Below are 24,653 nucleotides of genomic sequence, written 5' to 3'. Positions count from 1 at the left end.
TGCGCTCACATGTGCCAATTTCCCCGCATTTCCCTGTTATTTCGCTCAATAAACGACTTCCCGCATTTAATTTTATGGCAACATCCATACAAGTTCATGCCCGCGCGCGCATTTCCACGGCCCGTGCTTGCCAAGTTAACGTATTGATAGGAAAATTCCTGACAGCATTATCTGCCGCCTGTACCTCCGGGTACGCAAAGGAAATCATGAAGCCTCTCGGCATTAAAGCAAAAGTCGCGCTGGCCACCAGCCTGACCTCGATCGCCATGATCGCCCTGGTGACGATGATCCAGGTCAAGCACATGCGCGACGATTTCACGCAAGTATTGCTGAGCCAGCAAACGGCGCTGATCGAGCGCACCGCAGACGAGCTCGACGACAAGCTGGCCATGCTGCTCGACATCATCACGCAAACCGCGCGCCACCAGCCGGCCACGCTGATGGCCGACACCGTGCAGTTGCGCGAGTACTACACGCAACGCGCCATGCTGGCCCTGTTCGACGACGTGCTGGTGCTCGACACGCGGGGCAAGGTGGTGGCCAACGTGCCCGAAGTGCAGGGGCGCAACGGCGTCGACGTGGCCGACCGCGCCTACTTCCAGACGGTGATGCGCACCAGGCGCGCCATGATCACGGAACCGATGCTGGGCAAGACCAGCCATCTGCCCATCGTGCAGATGGTGGCGCCCGTGCTCGATGCAAATGGCGAGGTGGCCGGCATCGTCGTCGGCGTGCTGCGCCTGTACAAGGACAACATGCTGGGCCACCTGCGCACGGCCAAGGTGGGCAAGAGCGGCTACTACTTCATCCTCACGCGCGAGCCCGTGCCGCGCTATGTGCTGCACCCCGACACCAGCCGCTTGCTGCAGCCGCGCGCGCCGAACGCCAACCTGGTCACCACGCAGCTGCTGAAGGAAGACGGCGAGGGCAGCATGGTCAGCACCAACAGTCGCGGCATCACGGCCGTCAACAGCTTCAAGCGCCTGAAATCCGTGAACTGGCTGCTGGCCGCCTCGTTGCCCGTGGCCGACGCGTTCGAACCGTTCAATGGCGTGCTGTCGCGCCTGGTACTGTGGAGCATCGGCGCCTCGCTGCTGGCCGCTGCCGTGCTGGGCTGGGTCACCGTGCGCCTGCTGTCGCCGCTGGTGCGCCTGCGCGACACCCTGCTGTCGCTGCGCGCATCCGGCAGCCGCTTTACGCCCGTGCCGGTGCAGCAGCGCGACGAGATCGGCGAACTGACGGAAGCGTTCAACGGTCTGATGAGCGAGCGCGACCGGCTGCAGCAGGAGATCGAGGCGCGCGCGGCGGAGCTGGAGCAGGAACGCGACCGGGCCGAGGCGGCTAACCGCGCGAAGAGCGATTTCGTCGCCAACATGAGCCATGAAATCCGCACGCCCCTGAACGCCGTGCTGGGCATGGTGTATTTGCTGGGAAATACCAAGCTCAACACCGAGCAGCGCAAGTACCTGACCATGGTGCGCGTGGCGGGCCAGTCGCTGCTGGGCATCCTCAACGACGTGCTCGATTTTTCCAAGATCGAGGCGCGCCGCATGGATTTGTCGCCCGTCGAATTCGACCTCGATGAAGTCATGAATACCCTGGCCACGACGATGACCATGAACGCCGGCGAAAAGGAGCTGGAACTGGCGATCGCCGTCGAACCGGACGTGCCGCGCCGCCTCGTGGGCGACGCCCAGCGCTTGCAGCAAATTCTCGTCAACCTGGCCGGCAACGCCATCAAGTTTACCGAGAGCGGCGAAGTGGTGGTGGCCGTCAGCGTGGCCGACAGCAAGCAGGAACGAACCTGGCTGCGCTTCGAGGTGCGCGACACGGGCATCGGCATGACGGCCCAGCAGCAGGCCCAGCTGTTCACGGCCTTTTCCCAGGGCGACCAGAGCATCACGCGGCGCTTCGGCGGCACGGGCCTGGGCCTGGCCATCAGCAAGCATCTGATCCACATGATGGGCGGCGAAATCGCCGTCGCCAGCAGTGAAGGCAAGGGCAGCCGCTTCTGGTTCAGCGTGCCATTCGAAGTGCTGGCGCAGCCGGCCGAGGCGCGCCGCACACCAGCGCTGGGACCGCTGCGCCTGCTGGTGGCCGACGACAACCGCACCACGCGCGAACTGATCGTCAAGCTGATCCACGCCTGGGGCTGGAATGCGGACGAAGTGGACTCGGGCTTCGCCGCCATCGAGCTGTACCGCGAACGCCTGGCGCGGCAAGAACCGTATGACGTGGTGCTGGCCGACTGGCACATGCCCGTGATGGACGGCCTGGCCACGGCCAAGGCCATCCGGCAAGCCGCGTCCGGCCAGCGCCAGCCCATCGTCGTGATGGTCAACGCCTTCGCCCGCAATCACCTGGAGGAAATTTCCAGCGCGGCCGAGGCCGACGTCGTGCTGATGAAGCCGATCACGGGATCGAGCCTGTTCGACGCCCTGCACCAGGCGCTGATCGCCAAGGAGGACGGCGGCGAGCGGCACATGCTGCACCAGCCGCTGGGCACGGAACTGGCCGGCGTGCATTTCCTGCTGGTGGAAGACAATCATTTGAACCAGGCCGTGGCGCGCGGCATCCTCGAACACATGGGCGCCACGCTGGACGTGGTGGGCGACGGCTTGCAGGCGGTGGAGCGGCTGCGCACGGAAGCGCTGCGCTACGACATCGTGCTGATGGACATGCAGATGCCCGTCATGGACGGCTTCAGCGCCACCCAGCTGATCCGCACGGAACTGCGCCTGAACCTGCCCGTGATCGCCATGACGGCCGGCGTGCTCGCTTCCGAGCGCGAGCGCTGCATGACGGCCGGCATCACCGATTTCATCGCCAAGCCCGTGGTGGTGGAAGAGATGATGGAAGTGATCCTGCGCCACCTGCCCAAGCGCCCGCCCGTGCAGACGGCCGGGCCGGCGCCCGTTGCCGATGACGACGTGTTTTCCATGGCGCCGCTGATGCGCGTGATGGGCCGCGATGCGAAAGGGCGCGGCGTGCTGCGGCGCATGGTGGAAGACGCGCTGAACAAGGGCATGACGCCCATGCGCGACGCCGAAACAGCGTTGCAGGCGGGCCATCACAGCGACGTGGCACGCATCCTGCACGGCTTGCGCGGCTCCGTCGGCACCCTGGGCACCAAGCGCCTGATCCGTGCCGCCTTCGCCACCGAGGAAGCCATCGATGCGGGCCGCTATGACGAGGTACCGGCGCTGCTGGCCGTGGCGGGAGCAGAGTTGCAGCAGGCGCTGGCGGCGGCGGCGGAATGGTTGTCCAGGCTGAAGGATTAAGCCTGCAACGTAAAACCGGGGTCAGACCCCGGAACCTGCTTGAACCCAAGGGATAAATGCCGGGGTCGTACCCTGAGGGTGCGACCCCGGTCCCTGCTTTGGGTTCAGGCGGGCACGCCCAGAATCACGCTGGACGCCTTGAACATCGCCGTCAGCTTGCTGCCGATTTCAATGCCCAGGTCGGTGCTGCTCTGGTTGGTGATGATGGCGGCGATGGTGCCGCCGCGCGGCAGATCGAGCACCACTTCCGTGTTGACGGCGCCCGTCTGCACGCGCGTCACCAGCCCCGGCAGCTGGTTGCGCGCGGAAAAGCGCGCGCCTTCGCTATCCACCACGAGGATGATGGACGAGGCCTTGACCAGCGCAAACGCTTCGGCGCCCGGCACCAGGCCCAGGCTGGCGCTGCTGCCTTGCGTGACGATGGCAACGATGTGCTGGCCGCCCGGCAATTCCAGGGTGACTTCATCGTTGACGGCACCCTGTTTCAATTCCGCCACCTTGCCAAGGAATTGATTGCGCGCCGTGGTTTTCATGGCCATTCTCCGTATGAGCAAAAGATCGTCGGCGATGCCTTCCGCCTGGCTGCCCAGCTGGCGCAGGTAGCGCGCATGTTCGCGCTCGATGATGCGGAAATTGTCGACCAGCTGGCGGCCCCGCTGCGTGAGCCGCGTGCCGCCGCCGCCCTTGCCGCCCGTCAGGCGTTCGACCAGCGGTTCGCCGGCCAGGTTGTTCATGGCGTCGATGGCGTCCCAGGCCGCCTTGTAGCTCATCTTGACGAGCTTGGCCGCCTGCGTGATGGAGCCGCACTCGCCGATGGCGCCCAGCAATTCCACGCGGCCCGCGCCGCCCAGGTTCTCGCCGCCCACCGTCATCCATACCGAGCCTTGCAGGCCGATCTCCGTTGCTGCCGCTTTATCCGATTCGCTCATCCAATACCCTGTTGTCCAATGCCCTGTTATCGTCCATGCGGTCGATCTGTCCGTCGCGCAAGTAGAGCACATGTTCGCCCAGGATGCGCGCATCTTCCGGATCATGCGTGATCAGGATCATGGGCACTTCCAGGCGCTGCTGCCACTGGCTCAGTTCCAGGCGCATTTTGACACGCAAGGCGGGATCGAGGGCGGCAAACGGCTCATCGAGCAGCAGCGCCGCCGGGTCGGCCACCAGTGCCCTCGCCAGCGCCACCCTTTGGCGCTGGCCTCCGGACAACTCGTCGGGAAACTGGTGCGCCAGTTCCTGCAAGTGAAATGCGTCGAGCCAATGCTCGACCTTCTGCAATTTTTCGCGCGCGCGCGGATTGAACCAGCCGCGCGCCAGGCCGAAGCCCACGTTCTGGCGCACCGTCAGGTGCGGGAACAGCGCGTAGTCCTGGAACAGGTAGGCCACGTTGCGCTGCTGCGGCGGCAGGTTGATGCCGGCGGCGGAATCGAACAGGGTGCGGCCATTCAAACGGATATGGCCGGCGTCCGGCGTGAAGAGACCGGCAATGGCTTTCAGGGTCATGCTCTTGCCGGCGCCGGACGGGCCATACATGGCGATGCGCTGGCTGCTTGAGGTGCATTGCACCTGCAATGCAAAACTGCGTTTGCCGGAGCGCAAGGTGGCGCGAATGTCGAGGTCGAGTTGCATGGGCGTCATTTGTGAACGATGCGTCCGGGCGCCAGGCGGCCGGCCGACAGCAGCACCACGATACACACGGCCGAGGTGATCAGCACGAGGGTGTTGGCGACATCGTCCTGGCCCGCCTGCACGGCCTCATACACGGCGACGGACAGGGTCTGCGTCTTGCCGGGAATGCTGCCAGCCACCATCAACGTCGCGCCAAACTCGCCCAGCGCGCGCACGAAGCCCAGCAGCACGCCAGCCAGGATGCCGCGCCAGGCCAGCGGCAAGGTGACGCGGAAGAAAATCGCCAGCTCCGAGATGCCCAGCACGCGGGCCGCCTGCTCCAGCTGGCCATCGACGGCCTCGAAGGCGGCGCGCGCCGGTTTGAAGACGAGGGGAAAGGCGACCACCGTGGAAGCGATGACGGCGCCCTGCCAGGTGAAGATGAGGTTGATACCGAAGTTGTCCTGCAGCCAGATGCCGAGGGTGCCGCGCCGGCCCAGCAACACCAGCAGGTAATAGCCGAGCACGGTGGGCGGCATCACCATCGGCAGGGTCAGCAGGGCGTCGAGCAGCTCGCGGCCGGGAAAACGCGTGCGCGCCAGCAGATAGCCCGTACCGATGCCGAGCAACAAATTGAGCGCCGTGGCCCACGCCGCCACTTTCAGCGACAGGGCCAGCGCGGTCCAGGCGATATCCATTTGCCGTTGTTTGCCTTATGGCTTCTTGAAACCGTATTTGGCGAGGATGGCTTGCGCCGGCGCCGTCTGCAGGTAGCTGACGAAACGCTTCGCTTCGGCCTGGTTGGCGCTCTCCTTGATGGTGGCGATCGGGTACAGCACGGGCGCGTCCAGCGGCACTTCCAGCACCACGTTGACCTTGTCTTTCATGATGGCCGCGTCGGTGCCGTACACGAAGCCCGCATCGACTTCGCCGCGCGCCACGTAGTCGAGCGACTGGCGCACGTTCTGCGTGCTGATGGCCTTCGGCTGCACGGCGTCCCACAGCTTGGCCTTTTTCAGCGCGCCTTCCGAATAGCGGCCGACGGGCACACTGGCCGGATTGGCGATGGCCACGCGCGTCACGCCCTTCTGCGTCAGGTCCGTCAGGCTCTTGATGCCCAGCTTGCTATCGTGCGGCACGATCAGCACCAGGCTGTTGCCGACGAAGTCCTGGCGGTCGGCCGGCAGCACCAGGCCCTGCTTTTGCGCCGCGTCCATGGTTTCCTGGTCGGCCGAGGCAAACACGTCCACGGGCGCGCCCTTGACGATTTGCTGCAGCAGCACGCCCGAGGCGGCGAAGTTCAGGGAGACCTTGCTGCCCGGATACTGTGCCTCATAGCCCTGCGCCGCATCCTTGAACGCATTCGTCAGGCTGGCCGCGGCCGACACCACCACTTCGCCGGCGAAGGCGGACGAGGCGGCGGTGGCGAGCAGGGCGGTGCCGAGGAGCTTGGCGAGGGAGGTGAGGCGCATGGTCGTATCCTTGTAAAGTAAACGGTGAACAAGGAGCGTAATATACACCTATATATAGCGTTATGCCATTGCGCAAGTCAAGCAGGCAAGCTACGAATTCCCTGATATACTGTATAAAAACACAGTATATCGAGATGAGCCATGGAATTGACGGACAAGCTGGAAATCCTCGCCGATGCGGCGAAGTACGATGCGTCCTGCGCCAGCAGCGGCGCGCCCAAACGCGATTCCATCGGCAAGGACGGCTTTGGCGCCACCTCGGGCATGGGCATTTGCCACAGCTACACGCCGGACGGGCGCTGCGTCTCGCTGCTGAAGATCCTGCTGACGAATTACTGCCTGTACGATTGCCAGTATTGCGTCAACCGCCGCACGTCGAATGTGCCGCGCGCGCGGTTTACGGTGGCCGAGGTGGTGAAACTGACGAGCGACTTTTACCTGCGCAACTACATCGACGGCCTGTTCCTCAGTTCCGGCATCATCCGGTCGGCCGACTATACGATGGAGCAACTGGTGCAGGTGGCGCGCGAGTTGCGCGAAGTACACCAGTTCCGCGGCTATATCCATTTGAAAACCATCCCCGACGCCGATCCGGCCCTGATCGCCCAGGCGGGCCGTTACGCCGACAGGCTCAGCGTCAACATCGAATTGCCGACGCAGGACAGCGTGCAGAAGCTGGCGCCGGAAAAGAGCGTGCAGACGATCAAGCTGGCGATGGGTTCGATCCGTCGCAAGCTCGATGAAAAAGCCGAGGAACCAAAGTCGCCGCGTTTCGCGCCGGCCGGGCAAAGCACGCAGATGATCGTCGGCGCCGACGCCAGCGACGACCAGCAAATCCTCGCCACGGCCGAGACCTTGTACGGCAGCTATAAACTCAAGCGCGTGTACTACTCGGCCTTCAGCCCGATTCCCGACAGCCCGAAAAGCGTGCCGCTGGCGCCGCCGCCGATGCTGCGCGAACACCGGCTGTACCAGGCCGACTTTTTGCTGCGCAGCTATGGTTTCCAGGCCAGCGAACTGCTGCCCGCCAGCGGCGGCAACCTGGCGCTCGACATCGACCCGAAACTGGCGTGGGCGCTGGCGCACCGCGAACATTTTCCGCTGGACTTGAACCGCGCGGCGCAGCACATGATCGCCCGCGTACCGGGCATCGGCCTGCGCAACGCGCAGCGCATCGTCGACCTGCGCCGCTTGCGCCAGGTGCGCTATGCCGACCTGTCGCGCCTGCGCTGCAGCATGAAAAAGATTGCCCCGTTCATCATCACGGCCGATTACTTTCCCGCGCGCGACACCACCGCCTCCGAGCACCTGCGCCGCGCCATGGCCGATGCACCGCAGCAAATGCATCTGTGGCCGGAGTTGCAGGCGGCATGAGCAGTGTCGTCCGGCTGGCGCAATCGTTCGACGCGTGGCGCGCGGCGGCGCGCGAACTGATCGCGCGCGGCGTGCCGCCTGCCGACGTGGCCTGGCAATCGCAGTCCGGTGCGGGCGACCTGTTTTCGTCCACGCCGGAGGCCACAGATACCGGCGCGCCACCGCTGCGCCTGCCACGCCAGCTGGTGGAGCTGCTGCAGGCCGCCGCCTGCTTCAACGTGCATGACCGCTGGGCCTTCCTGTACCAGGTGCTGTGGCGCTGGCAGCAGGGTCAGCATGACGTGGTTTCTCCAGCCGACGCGGATGGCGCGCGCCTGCACGCCATGGCCAAGGCCGTGCGGCGCGAGGAACACGACATGCATGCGTACGTGCGCTTCCGCGAACGCGCTGAAAGTGAGGGCGCGCCCCGCTTCGTTGCCTGGTTCGAACCGACACACGACGTGCTGCCGCAAGTGGCGCGCCACTTCGCGCGCCGCATGGGCTCAACCAGCTGGATGATCGCCACACCGGATGCCAGCATGCTGTGGGATGGCACGACCTTGCATGCGGGACCGGCCCTGCTGCGCGGCGCGGCCGACATCGACGATGCGGGCGAAGCGCTGTGGCTCACCTACTACCGCAGCATCTTCAACCCCGCGCGCGTGAATGCGGACTTGCTGCACAGCCATATCCCTTCGCGTTTCTGGAAAAATTTACCGGAAGGCGCCATCGTGCCCGCCATGCTCAGCGGCGCGGCCAACGGCGAACGCCGCACGGGCCAGACCGCCAGCGTGGGACAGCGGCAGGGCGCCGCCATGATCCCGATCTCCGCCGAACGCGCCCAGCCCGCGCGCAAGCTGCCCACCACCTTGGACCAGTGCCGCCGCTGCGCACTGTGGCAAAGCGCCACGCAAGCCGTGCCCGGCATTGGCCCGGCACAGGCGCGCATCATGCTCGTCGGCGAGCAGCCGGGCGACCAGGAAGACCTGGCCGGACAGCCGTTTGTCGGCCCGGCCGGCGCCGTGCTGGACCAGGCCATGCAGGAAGCGGGCATGACGCGCGACAGCCTCTATCTGACCAACGCCGTCAAGCATTTCAAGTGGGAACCGCGCGGCAAGCGCCGCCTGCACAAGACGCCGGCGCAGCGCGAAATCCTCGCTTGCCATGGCTGGCTGGAAGAAGAAATCCAGCGCGTGAAACCGCAGGTGATCGTGGCCCTGGGCGGCACGGCGTTGAAGTCCATCTTGCAGGATGGCGCGGCCAGCATGACGCCGCTGATCGGCACGCCCATCGAACACGACGGGCGCTGGGTGATTGCCGTATATCACCCGTCGTACGTACTGCGCGCGCCCGATGAAGCCAGCCGGCGGCAGGCGTATCGGGTGATTGTCGAGGGGCTGCGGCAAGCCTTGACGCTGCCGCAAGGCTAGCCCCCTACAGGGTCGTCGCCGGCACCTCCTGCTGCTCATCACGCCGCGCATAGCGTTGCGCGATCACGGCGCAGATCATCAGCTGAATCTGATGGAACAGCATCAGCGGCAAAATCACCATGCCCAGCGAGTGCGTGGCAAACAGCACCTTGGCCATCGGCACGCCGCTGGCCAGGCTTTTCTTCGAGCCGCAGAACACGATGGCGATCTCGTCTTCCTTGCTAAAGCCCAGGCGGCGGCTGATGAAGGTCATCAGGCCCAGCACCAGCGCCAGCAGCACGATGCTGAACACGCCCAGCGCTACCAGGGTTTCCACCGAGATCGTGTGCCACAGGCCTTCGCTGACGGCTTCGCTGAAGGCCGTGTAGACCACCAGCAAAATGGATCCTTGGTCGACGAATTTCAGCATGGCCTTGTGGCGGTCGACCCAGCGGCCGATCCAGCGGCGCAGGAACTGGCCGGCCAGGAAGGGCAGCAGCAGTTGCATGACGATGGACAGCACCGCATCGACCGAGGACTTGCTTTCCGCACCCTTGGCCACCAGCAAGCCGACGAGAATCGGGGCAAGGAAGATGCCGATGAAATTCGAGGCCGAGGCGCTGCAGATGGCGGCCGGCACATTGCCGCGCGCCATGGCCGTCAAGGCGATCGACGATTGCACGGTCGAGGGCAGGGCGCACAGGAACAAAATGCCCACGTACAGCTCGGGCGTGAGGAAAGTCAGCGCCAGCGGACGCAGGGCCAGGCCCAGCAGGGGAAACAGGACGAAGGTGCTGGCCAGCACCAGCAAGTGCAGGCGCCAGTGCATGATGCCGGCCACCACGGCTTCGCGCGACAGCTTGGCGCCATGCAGGAAGAACAAGGCGCCGATGGCAACGGTGGTGATATTGCCGAAGACCACGGCCGTCTGGCCCGTGCAGGGCAAAAAGCTGGCCAGCGCCACGGTGACAAGCAGGGCGATGGTGAAGTTATCGGGTTTCAGATTGCGCAGCAGGGCAGCGGGAGAGAAAGAAGACATGCGGTAGCCTGGTAACGGCGCAGCCTTGCAACAGCATGCTGTGCCGGGGATGACAAAAAGCGCCAGGAGCGGCGCCAGTGCTGGCTATTCTACCGTTGAACTCGATTCATTATCGCTAAAAATCCTACAGTGGGAATGAAAGAAGCTTTCGTCTCCGCATTCTTCGCGCTTTCAGGAATTCATCAAAAAAGAAACAAAATTTTCATAATTAAAATATTTTCATAGATAAATAAACAATGCCAATTTACACTAGTTTGTTTTAAAAATTATAACTACATCTAGGGTCCATATGCATAAGTTATCTATTGTTTTAGCCTCACTGGCGCTCACTGGCTGCGCCTCCGTCGCGGGCGAAAAATTTCAGCCTGTATCCATCCAGACCATTCATGAGAGCAAGGAGGTATCCGGTATAGGCTGCAATCTCAGCAACGATGCGGGAAACTGGTTCGTTGTCAGCCCTGGCAGCGTTATGGTGCATAAGAGCACTGGCGATATGATCGTCGACTGCAAGAAAGGCAATCTGTCTGGAAGTTCGACGCTGGTATCGAAGTCGAATGGCGCCGTATGGGGCAATATTCTACTAGGTGGTGGCATCGGCTACATTGTCGATCGGAACACGGGGGCGGGTTTTGACTATCCCCATACGACAACCATCCAGATGCGGGACATCGTCGCAGCCCCGGTGGCCGTACCGCCTCCGCAAGCGGTTGCCGAGACAGTCAAGACCAACTGAAATGCACAAAAAAATGCCCTGTCCGCAGACAGGGCAACCCGGAGTAAAGTACAGCGCGAGGGGGATTAGCCGGCGGCTTTGACTTTCAGCTCGTTCTTGATTTCTTTCACGCCGCTCACGGAAGCGACGATCTGCACGACGCGGTCACCCGCTTCGGCGCTCGGCACGTCGCCCGACAGGACGACGACGCCTTGCTGGGTTGCTACCTTGACTGGCAGGGCAGCGGCTTGCGCATCGGCGCTCAGGGCGGCCTTGGCCGAGGAAGTGATGGTTTCATCAGGGACGGCTGCGGCAGCGTTGGCGGCCACGACGGTGTCAGCAGGAGCTTGTGCTTTTGGTGCGGAGTCAGCTGCATGCGAAGCGGTGATCGAGGCGCCCGACAGAACGATAGCGGCAACCAGGGTATTGAACAGTTTCGATGTTTGCATGGTAGTTCCTCTCAATGAAGTTAAAAGCTTCTTACTTGGTTAAAGCAACACTTTGGAGCGTCACATCTACCCATACAGCAAGTACCGTGCCAGCTTTTAATTTTCATTTAAAATCAACGACTTAGATTCAAAGCGGATTTTTTCCACGCATTTTCCGCCGATCCGCCCCGAAAAACGGGGCGTTTTGTCGCCGGGCAGCGACAAGGCATGGCAACAATATCAATGTTTTCAACTAAGTCGTTGATTATTATCGCTTTAATTTTGTCGCTATTCAGCGACAGGGTCGCCGTCGGCGCGGAACAGGGCCGGCGTCAGCTCGTATTTCTGCAGCAAACGGTAGAACTCCGTGCGGTTGCGGTCGGCCAGGCGGGCCGCGTCGGCCACGTTGCCATCCGTCAGGCGCAGCAATTGAATCAGGTAGTCGCGCTCGAAGCGCTGCTTGGCTTCGTTGTAGCTGAGCGCTTCCAGCGACGGCACGCGCAGCGCGCGCTGCACCAGGGACAAGGGCACCAGCGGCGCCGTGGCCAGCGCGCACACCTGCTCGACCACGTTGACCAGCTGGCGCACATTGCCGGGCCATGGCGCGGCCACCAGGGCCGTGAGGGCATCGGGCGCGAAACCGTTCAGGGGCTTCTGGTACTTGGCGGCCAGCTTCTGCAAGAAATGGTTTGCCAGCAGGGCGATGTCTTCGCGGCGCTCGGCCAGCGGCGGCAGGGTCAAGGTCACCACGTTGAGGCGGTAATACAGGTCTTCGCGGAATTGCCCCTCGGCCATCGCCACGTCCAGGTCGCGGTGCGTGGCGGACAATAAGCGCACGTCCACCGGACGCGTCTGGTCAGCGCCGACCGGGCGCACGGCCCGCTCCTGCAGCACCCTCAGCAGTTTCACCTGCAGCGGCAGCGGCATGTCGCCAATCTCGTCCAGGAACAGGGTGCCGCCATCGGCCGCCTGAAATAATCCTTCGCGGTTGCCGACGGCGCCCGTAAACGAGCCCTTCACGTGGCCGAACAGTTCCGATTCCAGCAACTGCTCGGGAATGGCGCCGCAGTTGACGGCGATGAACGGCGCCTTGGCGCGGCGGCTGGCGTTGTGCAGCGCGCGCGCCAGCAATTCCTTGCCCGTGCCGCTGGGGCCACGGATCAGGATGCTGGCATCGGACCCCGCCACCAGCTTGGCTTCGGCCAGCAGTTCGGCCATCTGCGCGCTGCGGCTGATCAGCTCGGCGCGCCAGCTCTCGTCACCGGGTGCGGGTGCCGGCATCACGGTGGACAGGTTGACGGCATACGCCACCTTTTCCATGAGCGACTTGCCGTCGAACGGTTTTGTCAGATACGCGAACGCGCCGCGCGCCGTGGCCTCGACGGCGTCGGGAATGGTGCCGTGCGCCGTCAGCAGGATGACGGGCAGGGCCGCATGCTGGCGGCGGATCTCATCGAACAGGGCCAGGCCGTCGCGGCCCGGCAATTGCACGTCGGTAATGACCAGGGCCGGCAATTCCACGGCCAGGCGCGCCAGCGCCGCTTCCGCGCTGCCGACCGCCGTGACGCGGTAGTTGCCCGCTTGCAGGCGAATGGTCAACAGGCGCAGCAGGTCCGGATCGTCATCGACCAATAGAATGTGGGCGTGCCCGCTCATTTCGGCGCTCCCGCTGCCGGGCGCACGGACAGGCTGCGCTCGATGTTTTTCAGCGCTTCGAGTTTTTCATTGAGCAAGTCGATGCGCCGCTGGGTGTCGCGCAACTGCGTGTTGAGCTTGTCGATGCTGTCTTCCTGGCGGCGCAGTTCCGCGTACTGGCTGCTGAGCATTTGCGCCAGCGGCGCCAGCAGTTGCGCATCCTTGCCTGTTGCCGTCAGCAATGGTTCCAGCAGCGCCTGCGCGCGCGCCAGGTCGCCCGTGCCGCGCACCGCCGCCTGCAGCATGGCGCGGCGCAGGGTGTTCTGCGGCGCGCCGTCCGCCTTGGCCAGGTCCAGCTGCGCCTTCACCAGTTCCGATGGCGTCATCAGGCGCAAGGCATTCTGGTACGCCAGCAATTCGGTCAGCTGGGGATCGGCCACCACCACCACGCGCGGCGGCGTTTGCACCAGCACGGCGGTCTGGGTGGGGGGCTTGCTGGCGCACGCGCTCAATAGCAGCGCGCTGGCGGCCATGGCGGCCACGGAAATTCTCGTCATCATAAGGGCAGTTCTATCCGAAAATGTGCGCCGGCCTGGCGCGGTAAAAGAGTGACGCTGCCATCGTGGGCGGCAATGTATTCGCGCACGATGGACAGGCCGATGCCATTGCCGTTGCGCGCGCCCGTGGCCTGGCGCACGCCCTGGTAAAACGGCTCGAAGATGCGTTCGGCATCCTCGGGCGCCACACCGGCGCCTTCGTCGGTGCAGTCGATGCGCGCGCGCCCCGACTCGCCAGACAAGGTGAAGCGCACGGTGCCGCCTTCCGGGCTGAAGCGCACGGCGTTCGACAGGATGTTCGCCAGGACTGTCGCCAGCTTGTCGCGGTCCGCCTGCACGACCAGGGACTCGCCCGCCACCTCGACCGCCAGGCGGCGCGCCTGCCATTGCAGGCGCTGTCCCGCCACCACATCGTGCAGCAGGACCAGCAAGTCGACCTTGCTGTGCGCCAGATGCTGGGCGTCAAAAGCGGCGGTATTGTAGCGTAGCAAGTCTTCGATCTGCGTTTGCAGCGACGCCGTGTTTTGCTGCAGGATGCCGGCGATTTCGCGCTGGCCATCGCTGAGCTTGCCAGCCACCTCGTCTTCCAGCAGGGCCACGCCTTCGCGCAGGGCCGCCAGCGGGGTCTTCAATTCATGCGAGATGTGACGCAGGAAACGTTCCTTGTCCGCGTCCAGGTCGGCCAGGCGCCGGCGCAGCCAGTCCAGCTGCTGGCCCAGGCGGCGCGTGTCGGCCGGGCCGCCGACCACGATGGGCTGGTCGTAGCGCTTGTCGCCCAGGCGTTCGATGGCCGTCTTGATGCGGCGCAGCGGCCGCGACAGCAGGAAGCCGAAGCAGGTGGCCAGCACGGCCGCCAGCAGCACGGCGCCGATCACCAGCGCCCCCAGCATGCCGCGCTGGCGTTCCAGCTCGACCAGCAAGTCATCGTTGCGGCTGCCGATTTCCGTCTTGCTTTCGCGCGCCAGGGTGTCGTTGATCTGCGTCATGCGGGCAAATGCGCGATACACGACGGCATGGCCATCGCGCTTGCGGCGCTTACCGGCCTGCAAGACTTCCCATGCCGCTTGCGCCTGCGCCGTCCATTCGTCGGCCAGCTGCGTGGCGAACCCGGGCGTGGCGCGGTTCAGCACTTGCAGGGCGGCCTGCGCCTCCGCGCGGGCCGCCGCGTAGCGCTCGCGGAAGACGGGATCGTCCAGCACGAGGAATTGCCGGGCGCTGCGCTCCATGGCCAGGGTGCGTTCGGACAGGCGCTGCGACTGTTCCGTCAGGGTAATCGCCTGCGCCGCCGTCTCGCGCCCCAGCCGCGCCAGGTGCTCCAGGGTCAGCAGGGCTTGCACGGACGTGGCCGTCAAGATGCCTGCCGTCAGGATGAAGGCGGCGAATAACAGTTGGCGAAAGGAAAGTCTGGACAAGATACGGCCTTCGGCTCAGTCAGCAAGGGGGAAAAGGCGCATGGTACGCTAAGCCCGCGGACGGGGTCGCCGCTTGCCTGAAAGTGGCCGATATTACAATATTCCTGTCCGCTGTTGCTTTTCTGGCCGCCGTGCGGCCGCCAATCAGCGCCCGGCGGCGGCGCGACGACACTCCTAGTACAATAGGGAAAAATTTTACACAGGCATCAAAGTGGCCAGCAGACCCTGGCATTGCGCCATTTTGCCCCCAGATGTAATGCAGTTCACCGAATATCCGAATCACCTACCGCAGAGATCCCATACCGCATGAGCACATTTGAAAAAGTCAGCAGCAACTTCATTCCAGTCTTGCAGGCGACCATCGAGCAATACGTCGACCCGGCAACGGGCATGCGCCATATCCATATGCATACCGAGCAGGCTGAAATGGTGTTCCTGGTGGCCTTTCCCACTGTGCCCGAAGTGAGCGACGGCCGCGCGCATATCCTCGAGCACCTGGCCCTGTGCGGCTCGGCCCGCTACCCGGTGCGCGACCCGTTCTTCTCGATGCTGCGCCGCTCGACGGCCACCTTCATGAATGCGATGACGTATCCGGACCGCACCGTGTACCCGTTCGCCAGCACCGACCGCAAGGATTTCTTCAACCTGCTCGACGTGTACCTCGATGCGGCCTTCTTCCCGAACCTCGATTACCTGAACTTCCGCCAGGAAGGCTGGCGCCACGCCTTCGAAGGCGACAAGCTGGTGTACCAGGGCATCGTCTTCAATGAAATGAAGGGCGCCTTCAACAGCCCCATGCGCGCATTGGACAGCGGCATCGCCAGCACCTTGCTCAAGGGCACGACGTATGAAGTGGAGTCGGGCGGCGATCCTTTGGTGATCCCGGAACTGACGCACGCCATGCTGAAGGAATTCCACGCCAGCCACTACCACCCGTCGCAAGCCGTGATCATGACTTCCGGCAATATCGAAGCGTCGGCCGTGCAGGAGCAGGTGGCCGAGCGCGTGCTGTCCAAGCTCAGCGGCTTTAGCCCGCGCCGCCTGCCGCAGCTGGCACCCGCCTGGACGGCGCCGCAGGAAAACGAAGTGAACATTCCATCGCAGGAAGCGCGCGACGATGAGTTCGGCCTGCAGTTCGCCTGGCTGATGGGCGAATCAAGCGACCCGATCGCCTACTACCACGCGCATTTGCTGTCGCACGGCTTGCTGGGCGAATCGTCGGCGCCCGTCATGCGCGCCATGGAATCGGCCGGCTATGGCCGCCCATCGGACATGAATGGCCGCGATGCGGGCATCCGCCAGATGGTGTTCCACATCGGCATGGAAGGCTTGACCCAGGAACAGATCGCCGACGCGCACCAGCGCATCTGGACGGCGCTGGAAGAAACGGCGCAAGAGGGCATTCCCGCCGCCGTATTGCACGCCGCCTTGCGCGATATCAAATACAGCCAGCGCGAAATCAGCAGCGGCCGCATGCCTTACGGCCTGGGCCGCTTGCTGCACGCCTTGCCGCTGGCCATGTATGGCGGCGACGTCATGGATGCCTTCGACAATGCGGCGATTTTGGAAACCCTGGAACAGCAAATCGAGGACCCGGAATTCTTCAAGCAGCTGGTGCGCGAGCTGATCGCCAATCCGACCCGTTTGACGACGCGCGTGGTGCCCGATGCCGCCTATTTCACGGACCGCGCCGCGCAGGAAGATGCCAAGCTGGCGGCCCTGCAGGCCAGTCTGACGGATGCCGAGCGCGAGCACATCATCGCCGAATCCGCCGCGCTGGAAGCGCACCAGCAACTGCCGTCGAATTCGGAAGTCTTGCCGCGCATCCGCCCCGGCGACGTCAGCGCCTCGCCGCGCCCGGCCCTGCCGATTCCACCCGCCGTCGACGGTGCCGTGGCCTTCAGTATCGCCTCGAACGGCATCAGCTATGCCAACGTGCTGTACGACGTGTCGAGCCTGCCGGAAGCGTCGTGGCCATGGCTGCGCCTGTACACGGACCTGGCGCCGGAACTGGGCGTGGGCGACATGTCGTTCGACGACGCCAGCGCCTGGCGCCAGAGCATGGTGCCGTCGTTCCACATCGGCCTGGAAGCCATTCCCCGCCCGCAACAGGCGATGCGCGTGGAACTGTCGTTCTCGGCCAGCGGCTTGCGCGAAGAACACGCGGCCATCGCCGCCGTGCTGTCGGCGTGGATCGCCAAGCCCCGTTTCGATGAAGAGGAGCGCCTGGCCTTCCTGATCGAAAGCCTGGTGCAGGACAAACTCTCCAGCCTGGCAGAGTCGGGCAACCGCTACGCCATGCTGGCCTCGACGGCGCCGCTGTCGCCCACGCGCCGCTTCGACGACATCGTCGGCGGCCCGGCCGCCTTGCCGTTCTACCGCCGCTTGCAGCAGCTGAGCAAGACGTCGGCAGGCTTGCAGGAAATCGCCCGCGAACTCGACACCCTGCATGCGCACATCATCGCCCAGCAGCCGACCGTGCTGTGCGCGGGCCTGGAGCAGGATGGCATCACCCTGGCCCGTTTGCTGGAACTGCCGGCCGCCAGCACGGACGCGGCGAAACCGGCGGAGGCCGCCGCGCCGGCACCTTTGCCTCTGGCCAATACGGCCCTGCATGCGACGAGCCAGATCAACCATTGTTTCGTCTCCTGGGCCGTGCCTGGCGTGCACCATCCCGACGCCTCGGCCCTGGCCGTCGCCGCCGAACTGATGACCAACCAGGTGCTGCATACGGCCCTGCGCGAAAAAGGCGGCGCGTATGGCGGCAGCGCCAGCTATGCGGCCGGCGCCGGCACGTTCACATTGAGTTCCTACCGCGATCCGCGCCTGGCCGGCACCTTCGCCGACTTCGGCACGACCCTGGAGCAGATCCTCGACGGCGACTTCTCGCAGGAGCAGGTGGAAGAAGCCATCATCTGCGTCATCAAGGGCCTCGACAAGCCGCACTCGCCGTACGCGGAAGCGCTGACGGCGTGGAACATGCAGCAGCGGGGCACGACGGAAGCCGTGCGCCAGCAATTCCGCAGCGGCGTGCTGAACTGCACCCTGGCGCAGATCAAGGAAGTCACGCGCACCTGGCTGAAAGAAGGCCAGCCGAGCCGCGCCGCGTTTGCGGGCAACACGACGCAAGACCTGGCCGGACTGGACGTGGTCGATCTGCTGGCGCTGGCCAGCTAAGGCGTGGGCTTAACAAGTGTTTTGACTTGGCTGTTGCAACGCCTGACAAAACCGTAGCGAGCGGCAGTGATTTGTGGCCGAGAAGCGCAACCGTACTCTAGTACGGTGAGCATCGCCGGCCGCAAAGCGCGACGCGCAGTAGGTTTGGTCAGGCGTTTCCAGGTACGGCGTTCGGCTCCATGAACATCAGTTCCCACTGGTGCCCGTCCGGGTCCTGGAAACTGTGGCCATACATGAAGCCGAAATCGATGGGCTCCTTGTACAGGCTGCCGCCCGCCTTGACGGCCTTGGCCACCAGCTCGTCGACTTCGCCCCGGCTTTCGGCCGACAGGCAGACCAGCACCTCCGTCGCCACCGTCGTATCGCACAATTGCTTGGGTGTGAACTGCTTGAATTTGTCGTGCGTCAACAGCATGACGAAGATGTCGTCGGCGACGATCATGCAGGTTGCCGTTTCATCCGTAAAATGGGCATTGAAACTGAAGCCCAGGGCCGTGAAAAACGCCACGGAACGTTCCAGCGACTGGACGGGCAGATTGACAAAAATTTTGCGGGCCATCATGTCTCCTTGTGGGTCGTATGAGTGATTGCTGCCCGCCGATTCTACACCGGCTATTTACCTGTCCGCGCGCCCCACGCTCTTCGGCACATGGCCGAAATAGCGGGTAAACGCGGCGCTGAAATTGGATGGGTGGCGATAGCCCGTTTGCCAGCCCGCCTGCGCCACCTGGCAACCATTTTCCAGCAGTAACTTTGCCCGCTGCATACGCAGCGCCAGCAGGGTGCGCTGCGGACTGTCGCCATAGCGGTACTTCCATCCCTGCTTGAATTTGAACAAGCTCAAGCCCACTTGCGCGCACAGGTAATCGAGTGTCAGCGCCTGCGCCATCTGCTCCTGCATCAGCGCATGCGCGCGCTCCAGCCTGGCGATATCGGCGTCGTTCCAGCGCGGCACGGGCACGGGTGCCGGCTGCAGGCCGCGCAACTGTTCCGCCAAGATACTGAGCACGCCGATATGCACGGCCAGCGGGTCCGTCGCGCGCAGCAGCGCCCGCGCGTGCAGGGCGCTGGCCGCCGTGGTGGCGGCATGCGCCAGCTGGCGCGCGCCACCGTTGGGCAGCAGGGACGACAGCCCCGGCCGCCAGTAGCGCGCCAGCGCCTGCTCATCGACCAGCACGCGCAATTGCGCCGCCCGTTGATGCGCTTCGAAACGCCGCTCGCCGCTGGTATGGCGAAACACCGTCAAGGTCGTATGGCCGCCCTGGAAACGCAGTTGCCCGCCATCGCGCGTGGCGTAGCCAGATGTCCCTTCCAGGCCGATGGTAATCACCATGCCGCCCGCATCGTCGTGGTTCGACTGCTCGACGAGCGCATGGCGCGGCCGGTAATCGGAATGCACGAGCAGCAAGCCCTGGTCGACCTGCCGCTGGTCGGCGCGGCACTCTTTCAAGCCCGGGTCCAACTGGCGCCGCGTCCAGCCTGCCGCTGCCCTGTCCTGTTCCCTCATCGCGTCCCCCTGGTCCTGGCGCGCCGGCGCGCATAGGAAATGCGCCGCCCCGCATATGAATGCAAATGATAATTATTCTCATTGTTGCATAAAATAGCCTGCATGCCCATCCCGATCTCCACGACGCCGAAAGGAAGCACCATGCCGTTTACCACCTCCCACGCCTTGCAACCGTATTGGGACCTGGCCGTCGCGCCCGTCCAGGCCGATGCGCTGGCCGCCGCCCTGGAGCTGGGCATTTTCGACGTGCTGGCCACGCCGCACACGCCGGCCCAGCTGGCCGATACCTTGTCGCTGCATGCGCCGCACACGGCGTTGCTGTTGGAATTACTCTGGAGCATGCAAGTGCTGGAGCGCGACGTGGCCGATACCGATGCGAGCACACAACGCTACCGCTGCACGACATCCACCTTGCAGTACTTCTGCCGTGCTTCCGTCGCCTTTTGTGGCGACGCCTGGCTGTACCGGCTGCACGCGCTGCGCCATTTCGCCACGCAGCTGAACACGCTGGTGTGCGCAGGCGGCAAGGCCGCGCCGTACAGCGCGGCGAATGGCATCAACTGGACCGCCGCCGCGCAGCACCAGATCGGCCAGGAGCAGCGCGCCGTCACCATGCGCGCGGCCCTGTCCGTCATGCAGCGCATCGCGCCCTTTGCGGCCCGCAACACGCCCCTGCGCCTGCTGGACCTGGGCGGCGGCCCCGGCTGGGTTGCCATTGCACTGGCGCAAGCCCATGCGGGCCTGCACGGCTGCGTGTTCGACTGGCCGGAAACGGTGGCCGTGGCGGCCGCCAACATCGCCCACGCGCAACTATCCGAGCGCCTGGAAACCCAGGGCGGCGACCTGGACAGCGACGACATCGGCGTCGATTACGACCTCATCTGGTGCTCCTCCGTACTGCACTTCGTGCCCGACATGGCGGCGGCCTTGCGCAAGATGCATACGGCCCTGAAACCCGGTGGCATGCTCGTCTGCGTGCAGGCGGAAATCGCCCCGGCAGCCGAGGACGCCGCGCGCGTGCTGCCCTACTATTTGCCGATGCGCATGCTAGGCCGCACGGTGACGCGGCAGGGAGAATTGGCGCAGCTGCTACGCGACGCGGGCTGGCGGCAGGTGGAGCAATACGGCGCCAGCGATTTCCCCATGGCGCCCGTGCAAGTGCTGATTGCTCGCGCCTAACAATTATCATTTAATAATTATCTTTTTTATAGCAAGAGACGATGCAAATGCGCTAAGCTGTGCCGGCATTGATCGATGTCATCCGCAGCACTCTGCTGCTTTTACAAGGAACCCATCATGAGTCAAGCTATTGCAGGGAAAGTCGTCGTCATCACCGGTGCCAGCAGCGGCCTGGGCGAAGCCACCGCGCGCCATCTGGCGGCGCTGGGCGCCTGCGTCGTGCTCGGTGCGCGCCGTATGGATTTGCTCAACATCATCGCCGAGGAAATCACGGCGGCCGGCGGCCAGGCCGCCATTTCCCAGACCGACGTCACGGTGCCTGCCGACGTCAAGAATCTGATCGACACGGCGCTGGCCGTGTTCGGCAAGGTCGACGTGCTGATCAACAATGCGGGACTGATGGCCATCGCGCCGATGAGCGCCTTGAAGGTCGACGAGTGGAACAACATGATCGATATCAACATCAAAGGCGTGCTGAACGGCATCGCCGCCGTCCTGCCATACTTCCAGGCACAAAACAGCGGCCACTTCATCAATATCTCGTCGGTGGCGGGGCTAAAGGTCTTCAGCCCGGGCGGCACCGTCTACAGCGGCACCAAGTTTGCCGTCAGCGCCATTTCGGAAGGCTTGCGCCACGAGCTGGCGGCCAGCGGCGGCACCATCCGCACCACCGTCATTGCGCCGGGCGCCGTGGACACGGAATTGAGCCAGGGCAGCAGCCACGCCGAGAGCGCCAAGGCCGTCAAGGAGTTCTACCAGATCGCCATTCCCGCCGATGCCGTGGCGCGCGCCATCGCGTATGCGATCGAGCAGCCGGCCGACGTGGATATCAATGAGATCGTGCTGCGCCCGACGGCGCAGGCGTTTTAAGCGGCGTCTTGTTGCAGCGATTCGATGATCAGGCTGGCCAGCCGCTCGACGGGCGGCCTGGAGACCGTTGATGCACGCAGCAATTCCAGCGACAGCGGAGGCAGGGCGGGCAAGCCCGCTTCCACGTGATCGAGCGCGCGCACGGTCGAGGGCAAGCCCAGGCCCGTGCGCACCGTCACGCCCAGCCCGGCTGCTGCCGCCGCCCACAGTCCCGCCAGGCTGGGACTGGTAAACGCCGTGCGCCAGGCGATGCCGGCCCCATCGAGCGCCTGCGTGGCGCAGCGCTGGAACAGGCATTCGCGGTCGAACGTAATGAGCGGCAAAGGCTCGCCCGACTCGGGGCGCCAGGCGAGGCTGGACGAGGCGATCCAGCGCATGGACGGTTCGGCAATATGCTGGCGCTGCTGCTGCGGATATTCGGCCACGTCGGCGATGCAGGCGCCGCCCCACAGCAGGGCCAGGTCCAGCTGCCCCATGGCTAGCCCTTCCATCAGGGCCGTGTTGCGCGCCACGTGCGCCTCGATGCGCACTTTCGGATGCGCGCGCGCAAAGCGTCCCAGCACCTCGGGCAGCAAGGCTTCGCCAAAATCCTCCTGCAAGCCCAGCCTGATCCAGCCTTCCAGTTCCGCGCCGCGCAAGGCGACGGCCGCCTCGTCATTGAGTTCCAGCAGGCGCCGCGCATAGCCGAGCAAGACTTCGCCCGCCGGCGTCAGCGCCAGCCCCCGGCCATCCTTGCGGAACAGCGGCACGCCCGCCTGCTCCTCGAGTTTTTTCAGCTGCGCGCTGACGGCCGAGGTGGAACGGCCCACCTTGTCGGCCGCCCGCACAAAGCTGCCCAGCTCGATGCCAGCCACATAGCTGCGCAGAAAGGCGATGTCGAAATTAAGCATGCTCATGGCGTCGCTTGAATCGTCCTGTTTTATGGGATGGTTTAAATTAAATTATCTGATATTCAGAATGATCGTACTGCGCAACACTGGCAGGGTCAACCACTTTCCTGTCCCTGCCATGCACACCAATTGCCACGCCATTCCTGTCCCCGTCACCGCGCCCGTGCTGGGCGCTGCCCACCGCTGGAAAGTGCTGGCCGTCGGCGTGGCGGCCAACGCCAGTTTTTCCGCCGCCGCGAATGGCATGCCCACCACGGCCATCTGGCTGCGCAGCGGCTATCACCTGAGCAATACGGAACTGGGGGTGGCGCTGGGCGCCATGGGCCTGGGCGTGGCCCTGACCGAATTGCCATGGGGCATGGCCACGGACCGCTGGGGCGACCGCCCCGTGCTGCTGACCGGCTTGCTGGGCACCATGCTGGCGCTGCTGGCCTTGCTGCTGTGGATCACGCCCGCCGGCGCGTCCGTGCCGCCCTTATGGGCGCTGGCGGCCGGGCTGGCGCTGGTCGGCGTGCTGGGCGGCAGCGTAAACGGTGCCAGCGGCCGCGCCGTGATGCGCTGGTTCGGCGCCGGCGAACGGGGTTTCGCCATGAGCATCCGCCAGACGGCCGTGCCGCTCGGTGGCGGCCTCGGCGCCCTCGTCCTGCCCAGCCTGGCGTCGCGCTACGGCTTCATGCCCGTGTTTGGCGCCCTGGCCCTCGTATGCGGCCTGTCGGCGTTTTTTACGTGGCGCTGGATGCATGAGCCCGATTTCTCTGCCGAGGCCGCCAAGGGGCCGCAAAACGCGTCCACGGGCGTGTCCGAGGTGATGCCACCGCCACCTTTACGCAATCGTAAAGTCTGGCGCATGGTGGCCGCCATCGGCTTGCTGTGCATGCCGCAGTTTGCCATCCTCAGCTACGCCACCGTCTTCCTGCACGACCATGGCCGCCTGGGCCTGGCAGCCATCACGGCCGTGATGGTGGCCCTGCAGGCGGGCGCCATGGTGATGCGCATCTGGAGCGGACGCCACACGGACCGCCACGCGAACCGGCCGGGCTACCTGCGCGGCTCGGCCCTGGTGGCGCTGGCGTGCTTCGTGCTGCTGGGCATTGCCGCCCGTGGCGACGCGCCGGGCTGGCTGTTGATGACGGCCGTGGTGATGGCCGGCATCGCCGTGTCCGCCTGGCATGGCGTGGCCTACACGGAACTGGCCACGGAAGCGGGCGGGGCCAACGCAGGCACGGCCCTGGGCATGGCGAACACTGCCGTGTACGTGGGCCTGTTCCTCACGCCGATCGCCATCCCGCACGTGCTGGCCGCCACCAGCTGGCCCGTCGTGTGGTGGCTGGCGGGGCTGGTGGCGCTGATCGCCCGGCCGCTGTTTCCCAAGGCTTAAGGCAGCGCCCTGATTCGATACACGCAGCGCATCGCATTGGCCAATACATGCTGCTCGCGCACGATGGTCGCGCCAGGCCCCACCACTTCCTGGAACAGCTGCAATTCCGAGCGGCAAAAGCCCTGGCAGGTGCGCGCGGCCGCGCAGATAGGGCAATGGTCTTCGATCAGCAGCCAGTCGTCGCCATCCGCTTCCACGCGCGCCATATACCCCTCTTCATCGCGCACGGCGGCCAGCTGCTGCAAGCGCGTGGGCAAGTCCGGCGCCGAGCACGCCAAGGCATACGCGCTGCGGCTTTCCTCTTCGCGCTGCGTGATGAGTTTATCGAGTCCCGCCTCGCCGAACAGCTGGCGCACGGAACCGATCAGCTTGATCGTCAGCTGCGCATGCGTGTCGGGAAAGCGCGCATTGCCCGCTTCCGTCAAGACCCAGTTCTGGCGCGGCCGTCCAGCGCCCGCCTGCGCTTCCTGGCGCCCCTCGATGAGGCCCGCCGCCACCAGCTTTTGCACTTGCTGGCGCGCCGCCTCGCCCGTCATGTCCAGGGTCTTGGCCAGGGTCGCCGTGGAGACGGGTCCCTTGGTCTTGATGAAATACAGGATGCGCTCCGTCGTTTGCGGCGCCTCGCTATTATCCAAACGTTTACTTGTGTAATTCATTTCACTCAACTATCATGGGCCAAGTTAACCAACTAATTGCTTGCATAATAGGCCGGTAGCTCCCCGCTGTCGAGGAGTTTCCACGTCCGC

At 64.6% G+C, this 24,653-nt stretch carries 21 protein-coding genes; 8 read left to right on the top strand and 13 right to left on the bottom strand.

What is annotated here, in order from left to right; all coding sequences use genetic code 11:
- Positions 1 to 206: 206 nt before the first annotated feature.
- Positions 207 to 3,281, top strand: a complete 3,075-nt coding sequence (locus BM193_RS18155) for a HAMP domain-containing sensor histidine kinase (protein ID WP_092799041.1) — start codon at positions 207 to 209, stop codon at positions 3,279 to 3,281.
- Positions 3,282 to 3,385: 104 nt separating this feature from the next.
- Here BM193_RS18155 and BM193_RS18150 read toward each other — a convergent pair whose 3' ends face one another.
- Genes BM193_RS18150 through modA form a run of 4 tightly spaced genes read right to left on the bottom strand, consistent with a single transcriptional unit; the run spans position 3,386 to position 6,361 of the window.
- Positions 3,386 to 4,210: a TOBE domain-containing protein gene (locus tag BM193_RS18150; protein ID WP_092799039.1), complete on the bottom strand. Its 825-nt coding sequence runs from the start codon at positions 4,208 to 4,210 to the stop codon at positions 3,386 to 3,388.
- A complete protein-coding gene (locus BM193_RS18145) occupies positions 4,194 to 4,919 on the bottom strand; it encodes a sulfate/molybdate ABC transporter ATP-binding protein (protein WP_254786307.1) in 726 nt (241 codons plus the stop codon). The genes BM193_RS18150 and BM193_RS18145 overlap by 17 nt, the downstream gene beginning before the upstream one ends.
- Complete coding sequence (gene modB / locus BM193_RS18140; protein ID WP_092799037.1) at positions 4,916 to 5,587, bottom strand: molybdate ABC transporter permease subunit; 672 nt, start codon at positions 5,585 to 5,587, stop codon at positions 4,916 to 4,918. Before modB ends, BM193_RS18145 begins: the two co-directional genes overlap by 4 nt.
- Before the next feature lie 15 nt (positions 5,588 to 5,602).
- On the bottom strand, positions 5,603 to 6,361 hold the full coding sequence (modA, locus tag BM193_RS18135; protein ID WP_092799035.1) for a molybdate ABC transporter substrate-binding protein: 759 nt from the start codon (positions 6,359 to 6,361) through the stop codon (positions 5,603 to 5,605).
- A gap of 141 nt (positions 6,362 to 6,502) precedes the next feature.
- Here modA and BM193_RS18130 point away from each other — a divergent pair, with 141 nt between their 5' ends.
- Entirely contained in the window at positions 6,503 to 7,735 is a 1,233-nt protein-coding gene (locus tag BM193_RS18130; protein ID WP_092799033.1) for a putative DNA modification/repair radical SAM protein, read from the top strand.
- Positions 7,732 to 9,144 carry a UdgX family uracil-DNA binding protein gene (locus BM193_RS18125; protein ID WP_092799031.1) on the top strand — a complete coding sequence of 471 codons (1,413 nt, stop codon included), beginning with the start codon at positions 7,732 to 7,734 and terminating at the stop codon, positions 9,142 to 9,144. Before BM193_RS18130 ends, BM193_RS18125 begins: the two co-directional genes overlap by 4 nt.
- A 4-nt stretch (positions 9,145 to 9,148) precedes the next feature.
- Here BM193_RS18125 and BM193_RS18120 read toward each other — a convergent pair whose 3' ends face one another.
- Complete coding sequence (locus BM193_RS18120) at positions 9,149 to 10,162, bottom strand: bile acid:sodium symporter family protein (RefSeq protein ID WP_092799029.1); 1,014 nt, start codon at positions 10,160 to 10,162, stop codon at positions 9,149 to 9,151.
- A 289-nt stretch (positions 10,163 to 10,451) separates the two neighbouring features.
- Here BM193_RS18120 and BM193_RS18115 point away from each other — a divergent pair, with 289 nt between their 5' ends.
- On the top strand, positions 10,452 to 10,895 hold the full coding sequence (locus BM193_RS18115; protein ID WP_175533334.1) for a hypothetical protein: 444 nt from the start codon (positions 10,452 to 10,454) through the stop codon (positions 10,893 to 10,895).
- A 65-nt stretch (positions 10,896 to 10,960) separates the two neighbouring features.
- Here BM193_RS18115 and BM193_RS18110 read toward each other — a convergent pair whose 3' ends face one another.
- From BM193_RS18110 to BM193_RS18095, 4 genes are all read right to left on the bottom strand, one after another.
- Positions 10,961 to 11,323 carry a BON domain-containing protein gene (locus tag BM193_RS18110; protein ID WP_034752546.1) on the bottom strand — a complete coding sequence of 121 codons (363 nt, stop codon included), beginning with the start codon at positions 11,321 to 11,323 and terminating at the stop codon, positions 10,961 to 10,963.
- Positions 11,324 to 11,590: 267 nt separating this feature from the next.
- Positions 11,591 to 12,958 carry a sigma 54-interacting transcriptional regulator gene (locus BM193_RS18105; protein WP_092799027.1) on the bottom strand — a complete coding sequence of 456 codons (1,368 nt, stop codon included), beginning with the start codon at positions 12,956 to 12,958 and terminating at the stop codon, positions 11,591 to 11,593.
- Positions 12,955 to 13,497 (bottom strand): hypothetical protein, encoded by a 543-nt coding sequence (locus tag BM193_RS18100; protein ID WP_254786306.1) that lies wholly within the window; start codon positions 13,495 to 13,497, stop codon positions 12,955 to 12,957. Before BM193_RS18100 ends, BM193_RS18105 begins: the two co-directional genes overlap by 4 nt.
- Positions 13,494 to 14,906, bottom strand: a complete 1,413-nt coding sequence (locus BM193_RS18095) for a HAMP domain-containing sensor histidine kinase (protein ID WP_092799023.1) — start codon at positions 14,904 to 14,906, stop codon at positions 13,494 to 13,496. Before BM193_RS18095 ends, BM193_RS18100 begins: the two co-directional genes overlap by 4 nt.
- Positions 14,907 to 15,212: 306 nt before the next feature.
- On the opposite strand from BM193_RS18095, the gene BM193_RS18090 reads away from it, so the two are divergent.
- Positions 15,213 to 18,083 carry an insulinase family protein gene (locus BM193_RS18090; protein WP_092799021.1) on the top strand — a complete coding sequence of 957 codons (2,871 nt, stop codon included), beginning with the start codon at positions 15,213 to 15,215 and terminating at the stop codon, positions 18,081 to 18,083.
- A 148-nt stretch (positions 18,084 to 18,231) separates the two neighbouring features.
- On the opposite strand, the gene BM193_RS18085 is transcribed toward BM193_RS18090, so the two are convergent.
- Positions 18,232 to 18,642 carry a VOC family protein gene (locus BM193_RS18085; RefSeq protein WP_092799219.1) on the bottom strand — a complete coding sequence of 137 codons (411 nt, stop codon included), beginning with the start codon at positions 18,640 to 18,642 and terminating at the stop codon, positions 18,232 to 18,234.
- Between the two features lie 57 nt (positions 18,643 to 18,699).
- Positions 18,700 to 19,590 (bottom strand): helix-turn-helix transcriptional regulator, encoded by an 891-nt coding sequence (locus BM193_RS18080; protein WP_092799019.1) that lies wholly within the window; start codon positions 19,588 to 19,590, stop codon positions 18,700 to 18,702.
- Between the two features lie 141 nt (positions 19,591 to 19,731).
- Between BM193_RS18080 and BM193_RS18075 the strand changes: the two genes are divergently transcribed.
- Positions 19,732 to 20,769, top strand: coding sequence for a class I SAM-dependent methyltransferase (locus BM193_RS18075; RefSeq protein ID WP_092799017.1), 1,038 nt, complete (start codon positions 19,732 to 19,734; stop codon positions 20,767 to 20,769).
- A 117-nt stretch (positions 20,770 to 20,886) separates the two neighbouring features.
- Positions 20,887 to 21,639 carry an SDR family oxidoreductase gene (locus tag BM193_RS18070; protein ID WP_092799015.1) on the top strand — a complete coding sequence of 251 codons (753 nt, stop codon included), beginning with the start codon at positions 20,887 to 20,889 and terminating at the stop codon, positions 21,637 to 21,639.
- Here BM193_RS18070 and BM193_RS18065 read toward each other — a convergent pair.
- On the bottom strand, positions 21,636 to 22,535 hold the full coding sequence (locus BM193_RS18065) for a LysR substrate-binding domain-containing protein (protein WP_092799013.1): 900 nt from the start codon (positions 22,533 to 22,535) through the stop codon (positions 21,636 to 21,638). The genes BM193_RS18070 and BM193_RS18065 overlap by 4 nt on opposite strands.
- Before the next feature lie 112 nt (positions 22,536 to 22,647).
- Here BM193_RS18065 and BM193_RS18060 point away from each other — a divergent pair, with 112 nt between their 5' ends.
- Complete coding sequence (locus tag BM193_RS18060; RefSeq protein WP_254786313.1) at positions 22,648 to 23,907, top strand: MFS transporter; 1,260 nt, start codon at positions 22,648 to 22,650, stop codon at positions 23,905 to 23,907.
- Here the strand turns inward: BM193_RS18060 and BM193_RS18055 are convergent.
- Complete coding sequence (locus BM193_RS18055; protein ID WP_092799009.1) at positions 23,904 to 24,563, bottom strand: helix-turn-helix transcriptional regulator; 660 nt, start codon at positions 24,561 to 24,563, stop codon at positions 23,904 to 23,906. The two genes, BM193_RS18060 and BM193_RS18055, sit on opposite strands and share 4 nt — an antisense overlap.
- Positions 24,564 to 24,653: the final 90 nt, after the last annotated feature.

Origin of the sequence: Janthinobacterium sp. 344 (assembly GCF_900112025.1) — a bacterium.
Taxonomy (GTDB): Bacteria; Pseudomonadota; Gammaproteobacteria; order Burkholderiales; family Burkholderiaceae_D; genus Janthinobacterium.
This window is presented reverse-complemented; position numbering and strand designations above follow the sequence as displayed.

Excerpts from the sequence above, each read along its gene's own strand:
- BM193_RS18130 (WP_092799033.1), top strand. The coding sequence starts at position 6,503 with ATGGAATTGACGGACAAGCTGGAAATCCTCGCCGATGCGGCGAAGTAC.
- BM193_RS18145 (WP_254786307.1), bottom strand. The coding sequence starts at position 4,919 with ATGACGCCCATGCAACTCGACCTCGACATTCGCGCCACCTTGCGCTCC.
- modB (WP_092799037.1), bottom strand. The coding sequence starts at position 5,587 with ATGGATATCGCCTGGACCGCGCTGGCCCTGTCGCTGAAAGTGGCGGCG.
- BM193_RS18080 (WP_092799019.1), bottom strand. The coding sequence starts at position 19,590 with ATGAGGGAACAGGACAGGGCAGCGGCAGGCTGGACGCGGCGCCAGTTG.
- BM193_RS18115 (WP_175533334.1), top strand. The coding sequence starts at position 10,452 with ATGCATAAGTTATCTATTGTTTTAGCCTCACTGGCGCTCACTGGCTGC.
- BM193_RS18120 (WP_092799029.1), bottom strand. The coding sequence starts at position 10,162 with ATGTCTTCTTTCTCTCCCGCTGCCCTGCTGCGCAATCTGAAACCCGAT.
- BM193_RS18090 (WP_092799021.1), top strand. The coding sequence starts at position 15,213 with ATGAGCACATTTGAAAAAGTCAGCAGCAACTTCATTCCAGTCTTGCAG.
- BM193_RS18075 (WP_092799017.1), top strand. The coding sequence starts at position 19,732 with ATGCCGTTTACCACCTCCCACGCCTTGCAACCGTATTGGGACCTGGCC.
- modA (WP_092799035.1), bottom strand. The coding sequence starts at position 6,361 with ATGCGCCTCACCTCCCTCGCCAAGCTCCTCGGCACCGCCCTGCTCGCC.
- BM193_RS18070 (WP_092799015.1), top strand. The coding sequence starts at position 20,887 with ATGAGTCAAGCTATTGCAGGGAAAGTCGTCGTCATCACCGGTGCCAGC.
- BM193_RS18065 (WP_092799013.1), bottom strand. The coding sequence starts at position 22,535 with ATGAGCATGCTTAATTTCGACATCGCCTTTCTGCGCAGCTATGTGGCT.
- BM193_RS18110 (WP_034752546.1), bottom strand. The coding sequence starts at position 11,323 with ATGCAAACATCGAAACTGTTCAATACCCTGGTTGCCGCTATCGTTCTG.
- BM193_RS18105 (WP_092799027.1), bottom strand. The coding sequence starts at position 12,958 with ATGAGCGGGCACGCCCACATTCTATTGGTCGATGACGATCCGGACCTG.
- BM193_RS18125 (WP_092799031.1), top strand. The coding sequence starts at position 7,732 with ATGAGCAGTGTCGTCCGGCTGGCGCAATCGTTCGACGCGTGGCGCGCG.
- BM193_RS18100 (WP_254786306.1), bottom strand. The coding sequence starts at position 13,497 with ATGATGACGAGAATTTCCGTGGCCGCCATGGCCGCCAGCGCGCTGCTA.
- BM193_RS18060 (WP_254786313.1), top strand. The coding sequence starts at position 22,648 with ATGCACACCAATTGCCACGCCATTCCTGTCCCCGTCACCGCGCCCGTG.
- BM193_RS18155 (WP_092799041.1), top strand. The coding sequence starts at position 207 with ATGAAGCCTCTCGGCATTAAAGCAAAAGTCGCGCTGGCCACCAGCCTG.
- BM193_RS18085 (WP_092799219.1), bottom strand. The coding sequence starts at position 18,642 with ATGGCCCGCAAAATTTTTGTCAATCTGCCCGTCCAGTCGCTGGAACGT.
- BM193_RS18150 (WP_092799039.1), bottom strand. The coding sequence starts at position 4,210 with ATGAGCGAATCGGATAAAGCGGCAGCAACGGAGATCGGCCTGCAAGGC.
- BM193_RS18055 (WP_092799009.1), bottom strand. The coding sequence starts at position 24,563 with ATGAATTACACAAGTAAACGTTTGGATAATAGCGAGGCGCCGCAAACG.